We start from the raw sequence: 4925 nt of genomic DNA, 5'->3' as shown, positions 1-4925 counted from the left end.
CAACTCCTGCACCCGCACCAACACCAACTCCTGCACCCGCACCAACACCAACTCCTGCACCCGCACCAACACCAACTCCTGCACCCGCACCAACTCCTGCACCCGCACCAACACCAACACCAACTCCTGCACCCGCACCAACTCCTGCACCCGCACCCGCACCAACTCCTGCACCCGCACCAACACCCACGCCAACAATAGCGGTAACGCCCACACCAATAACTAATAACATCCCCAACGATGACTGCATCTGCGATGACATTGACTATCCCAATTTAAACCAACCGAATTCAGTTGAAAACACCATACTCGGTGTACCAGGCATTCAAATAGGCACTGCCAAAAATGACGAATTTCTCGGCAGCAACACGGGCAATATATTCGATGCCAAATCCGGGGATGACAACTTATATGGTGGCGATAGTAGTGACATCCTCAACGGCAACAAAGGCAATGATTTTATCAGCGGTGGCACAGGTGACGACATCTTATTTGGAGATGAGAATAATGACATCATTCTGGGCGACTTGGGCAATGATTTAATCTTTGGAGGCAAAGGCAATGACTCCATAAATGGCCGCGAAGGTAATGACATCGTTTATGGGAACAGAAATGATGATTTCATCGATGGTGGTAAGGGTAATGACAGCTTATTTGGAGGCAAAGGTGATGACATAATCCTTGGCAGTGAGGGAGATGATTATTTGTTGGGAAATCAGGGTTCAGATACCATCTGTGGCGGCGAAGGTAATGATTTTATCAGCGGTGACGAAGGCGCAGATATCTTGGGAGGCTGTGAAGGAAATGATACTCTTTACGGTGGGGAAGATAATGATACTCTCCTGGGCGGAAAAGGTGATGATATCATTTACGGAGAATTGGGCAATGATAGTTTGATTGGCGGTAGCGGCAATGATATCTTTGTCTTAAATGCTGGTCAAGGATTTGATATTATTGCTGATTTTACCATTGGTCAAGATTCGATCGCACTAAGCGGAGGTTTGAGCTTTAGCCAGTTAGCAATAACTCAAAATACTCAGGGTACAATTATCAAAAATGCCTTGACAGGAGAAGAGTTAGGTGTGATGATTGGAGTGAGTGCCAATTCGATTACAGCGGCTAACTTCATGCTGGTTTAGGGAATTAAGAAAAGCGCGATCGCCCATTAAATCCACAAAGGGCGATCGCACTTAAATCCAAATCAACAATTGAGATCACATCTGACGCTGAAATTCCTCCAAAACATCCATCAACTTAACTTGACACTGCATCGGAATCAAATCGGCCAGCGGCACTTCCCGCTTGCCGCCGCCCAACTTGACTGAAATTCCTTGCAAAACTCCTTCAACTTTGTCAGTATCTAAATTGCCCTTTTCCAGCATTGAATAAAGTTGTTCGGCAACCACCGTATGCAGGTGGGCATCACGGAGATACAAATGCCACTTGGCAATGTCAATGTAGACATTTTCGCCGATTTCGGCTGCTAAGGATTCGATCGCCTGAGTAGTATTAGCCATATAAAAAGCAGAACGTTATTGGTGATCCGTCAAAAAAAGTTAACCAATCGCCGACAACTGCCTTCAGCCAGAATCTTTGGTGAGGGGCGAATAATCGGCGATCGCAAAAATGAAAATCGCGTGGGCCAAAACTACTAGAGCCCATACACCCGTTACCGAAACTGCCCAAGGCCAATCAGCCTTTTGCAAATTTTGAACAAACCACAAACCAGAATTTGTAGCAGAAAAAAGACCGACGTGGATGGCAAAATTCATCCGGTCATCTAAGCGGCGGTACTCTGGATCGTTGCGATCGGGTTTGCGGGGCCAACGAGGAGGCATAGTTTTTCACATGATATTAGTAGTTCTGTGCCTATTTTAATCTTAAGTGCAGCTTTTTGAATTCCGCATCCCTCTCAAGAGTGGAAATTTATTCCTCTAAATTTTGATAATCCCCCGATTTGCCGCCGCTTTTGCTTACCAGACGAATCGATTCAATGGCGATCGACTTTTCCAAAGCTTTCGCCATATCGTACAGAGTCAGCGCCGCCACCGAAACCGCCGTCAGCGCCTCCATTTCCACCCCAGTTTCCGCCTTAATCTTCACCGTCGCCCGAATTTGATACCCCGGCAACCCAGCATCCGGTATCACCTGCACCTTCACGCTACTCAGTGGCAGAGGGTGACACAAAGGAATCAAATTAGCCGTCTGCTTGGCCGCCATAATCCCAGCCAGCCTCGCAGTGCCCAACACATCCCCTTTCGGCGCATTCCCCGCTTCGATCGCAGCAAAGGTCTCCGCCGACATCCGCACCCGCCCCGCGGCCACAGCTTGCCGTACAGTTGCCACTTTTGCCGAAACATCCACCATTTGGGCTTCCCCGCTGTTGTCGAGGTGAGTTAGCTGCGGGCGATCGGGCAATGTAGAAAAAGTTGGCGAAATGTCTTGCATTATTTTGATAGTGGTGTTACTATTAGATTCTGTGAGAAAAGAACCTAATCAATTTTAGATTAAATCTGAACTCAACAGGGGCTTGTAGCTTAGTTGGATAGAGTGCATGGCTACGAACCATGAGGTCGGGGGTTCGAATCCCTCCAAGCCCATTAAACAAACAATAAGTTGGTAGTGAGGATTTTAGTCCTCTCTTTTCCATATAGGTTCATAGTGAGGAGTTCAGTCGCTGACGGAGTGACAAGCCCGTCATTCGATTTGAGATTTGAGATTTGAGATTTTGGAGGCGACCCCACGGATAAATTCGGGGGTTCTTCCGATCTTAGATTTGAGATTTTGGATTGATTCGGCGGATCGATCGCGTAGCGGGTACCACCTTTAAAATTCACTTGTCAAAAGCCCCACCGGTGAGGGACTTGACCAACTCGATCTAAAAAAAGATGGGGTATATATTATTGTTTAACTAATGCGAATGGGAAGTCCCGCGCTCTACCGAAGGTGAGCGCCAGGATGAAAACTCGCGGTGAAACAAGTTGAGCGATAGCGAATCAGTGATACAATTTCACTATCTTGACCGCGATCTCTTAGGCGAAAACCAAGCTAAACGGAGCGTGTAGCAAGAAAAAGTATGGGTCTTAGGAACTAGGACTCCTGCCTGTGGAGGGAAGATCAGACTAATTGCTTCAACGGATAGCAACAGCACATCCCAATGAATCAGGAAGCCAGTGCTGTATGCGTAGCATCAGCGTCTGGTAGTTCACGTGTCGCCATCCAATACTTCGGACAGTTTTAGATCGAGTCGAGTCTCCGAAACATTTACTGGCTATATAGTGGACTATTTTTTCAAGGTTTGAGCCGATCGCCCTTGTTGCCTAAAATGCGTGAAAAATGGCAGGGCTTCCTCGCCCTCGGCTTACAGGGCCGTTAAAAAATAGTCCGAACTATTGTTCTATGCAGCTTCATCTTAAATTGGTATTAAGGATTAGAGGGTTTCTTGGATCTTGAGTTTATATGGGCAAGCAGATGTGAGAAATCGACCTGTTCTCATTTTATGTTTAGAAGGAGAAAGTCATGTCTAAATCACTGCGAATTCTTTATGCAGCAGGACCGGGAAACATCATAGGAACTTATGGCTATTGGAGGAAAGGAGAAGACGATCCGTCACAAGTTGCAATTACTTATTCCAGCCAATTTTATGATGCGTGCCGCGACTTGCAAGCAGAGGGATACGTCATCTCCTCCTGCGAGGAAAAAGAATACTTGCAAGATGGTAACTACATTCTGGAACACCGCCCCAACCCGTTAAGGAACGCATCGGGTTTGTTGTATCACCTGGGTCATATATGGTACGGGTTAAGGTTGACTGCGACTGCGATCGCGTGGCGGGCTCAAGTTGCGATCGTCGCCGATGGAACCACACACTGGTTTGTTTTATCTCTACTTTCTTTCCTGGGAGTCCAAGTCGTCCCTTCGCTGCACTGTAGCCCCAGCCGCAAATTTGGTTCGCCACGCAAGATAGATAAATTACTTTCAAGACTGAATCGCCATTTCTTTGCAAAAAGCTGTACAGCAATAATGTCAATTTCCGATGAGATTGACAAGCAACTGGCGAATATGACAGGAGGTCAAACCAAATCTATCGTGCAGTTCAAACCCACTTACCGCCACACTGAGTTTGCAACAGTAAAGCAACCCGATCGCGAACATTCCCATTTTCGGGTACTATTCGCAGGTCGAGTTGAAGCAGATAAAGGTGTTTTCGATCTGGTGGAAATTGCTAAACGTTTTGCAGCGCTTGGCAGAAACGATATTACCTTCGATATTTGCGGCACTGGTTCGGCGCTAGATGCTTTGCGCGAGCAAGTAAAGCTTGCTGGTGTTGATTGGGCCTTTACATTTCACGGTTACTGCAACAAGCTCCAAATGCACGAGAGGTTCTCTAAAGCCCACGCTGTCATCGTACCAACAAAGACGGATTTTGTAGAGGGATTCAACAAAGTTGTAGCAGAAGGCGTTCTATCGAGTCGTCCCGTGATTACCTCAGCAGTCTGTCCCGCCCTGTCCCACATGGACGGTACGCTGGTAGAAGTTCCACCCGATGACGTTACAGCATACGGTGACGCCCTACTCAAGTTGTGCGACGATCGCGAATTCTACGAGCAAAAGCGACAATACCCACAACATTTGGTAAATCAATTTTATGACCTTTCCAACGGCTGGGCTGACGCGATCGAATCAATTGTGACACCACAAGATAAAAACGTGCCTTCAGAAGAAACTTTATAGAAAATCTGCAGGAGGGCCGGGGCAAATTCCTTCTAAATTTTCTAGGTCGCTAACGCATTTTATAGTTCAACTAGACAGCAGGAGTCGGGCCCTCTAACTGTACGACCTTGAGTGCCCGGAGGAATGCGCGTCAGGCCTAACTGCCGAGCAAATCTTTGATTTCCGCTATTGCCACATTAGTTTTCACGAGA

Annotated in this window: 5 protein-coding genes and 1 tRNA gene; 3 read left to right on the top strand and 3 right to left on the bottom strand. The window is 47.1% G+C overall.

Features of this window, described 5'->3' with window-relative positions; genetic code table 11:
• A partial coding sequence (locus WBA89_RS13530) for a calcium-binding protein (protein ID WP_424407175.1) occupies nt 1–1139 on the top strand: 1139 nt, incomplete at its 5' end.
• A gap of 75 nt (nt 1140–1214) precedes the next feature.
• Here the strand turns inward: WBA89_RS13530 and WBA89_RS13525 are convergent.
• From WBA89_RS13525 to moaC, 3 genes are all read right to left on the bottom strand, one after another.
• On the bottom strand, nt 1215–1517 hold the full coding sequence (locus WBA89_RS13525) for a DUF3181 family protein (RefSeq protein ID WP_424407173.1): 303 nt from the start codon (nt 1515–1517) through the stop codon (nt 1215–1217).
• Between the two features lie 63 nt (nt 1518–1580).
• Nucleotides 1581–1838, bottom strand: a complete 258-nt coding sequence (locus WBA89_RS13520) for a 2TM domain-containing protein (protein ID WP_333115571.1) — start codon at nt 1836–1838, stop codon at nt 1581–1583.
• Between the two features lie 88 nt (nt 1839–1926).
• On the bottom strand, nt 1927–2448 hold the full coding sequence (moaC, locus tag WBA89_RS13515) for a cyclic pyranopterin monophosphate synthase MoaC (RefSeq protein WP_424407170.1): 522 nt from the start codon (nt 2446–2448) through the stop codon (nt 1927–1929).
• A gap of 78 nt (nt 2449–2526) precedes the next feature.
• Between moaC and WBA89_RS13510 the strand changes: the two genes are divergently transcribed.
• Together WBA89_RS13510 and WBA89_RS13505 are read left to right on the top strand one after the other, a co-directional pair.
• A tRNA-Arg gene (locus tag WBA89_RS13510) sits at nt 2527–2600 on the top strand.
• A 919-nt stretch (nt 2601–3519) separates the two neighbouring features.
• Entirely contained in the window at nt 3520–4734 is a 1215-nt protein-coding gene (locus WBA89_RS13505) for a glycosyltransferase family 4 protein (RefSeq protein WP_424407168.1), read from the top strand.
• Nucleotides 4735–4925: the final 191 nt, after the last annotated feature.

The organism is Microcoleus sp. (assembly GCF_049646505.1).
In the GTDB taxonomy this organism is placed as follows: domain Bacteria; phylum Cyanobacteriota; class Cyanobacteriia; order Cyanobacteriales; family Microcoleaceae; genus Microcoleus.
The sequence above is the reverse complement of the archived record's forward strand: the minus strand, read 5'-3'. Positions and strand labels throughout refer to the sequence as shown.